The organism is Streptomyces bambusae, assembly GCF_019400985.1.
In the GTDB taxonomy this organism is placed as follows: domain Bacteria; phylum Actinomycetota; class Actinomycetes; order Streptomycetales; family Streptomycetaceae; genus Streptomyces; species Streptomyces bambusae_A.
In genome coordinates this window covers 1-506 of the sequence record NZ_WTFF01000759.1, presented here as the reverse complement: position 1 = coordinate 506, position 506 = coordinate 1, and the positions used below count along the sequence as shown (strand labels likewise).

Here is a 506-nt window from a genome sequence, read left to right as displayed (position 1 = left end):
GTCACGGGCTCCGCCGGGGCCTCGGGCGCCACGGCTTCGGCCACGGCCACGGCCTCGACGGCCACAGCCTCGCCGGCCGCGGCCACGATCTCCGGGGCCAGGGCCTCGGGGACCACGGCCTCCGGGGCCCCGGCCTCGTCGGACGGCAGTGGAGCTACGACGTCCTGCGGGGCCGGTACGGGCTCGGGTGCCGGCGCGGCGGGGACGGGCTCCGGGATCAGCCGGCCGAGGAGGCTCTCGGACGCCGCGGGGTCGGGCGTGACCAGCTGGCCCGGCTCGGCGGGCGCGGGGACCGGCTCGGGCAGGGCGGCACCGGCCACCGGCTCCGGGGTCCACGGGGCACCGCCCTGCAGCGGGACCTCGGTCACCGGCAGGCCGGGCGCGGCGGCCACGGGCTGCGCGGACACGTCGAGGTACTCGGGGCCCAGGGTCGGCGGACCGGCCTGGTGCAGCGGCGCGACCGGGGTCGGGGTCTGCGGCGCGGCCGGGGCGACGGGGGCCGGGGT

Annotated in this window: 1 pseudogene; it reads right to left on the bottom strand. The window is 82.0% G+C overall.

Annotated features, from left to right (window positions below):
• Window positions 1-506 (bottom strand): annotated as a pseudogene (locus GPJ59_RS36905) (hypothetical protein); the annotation flags it as partial.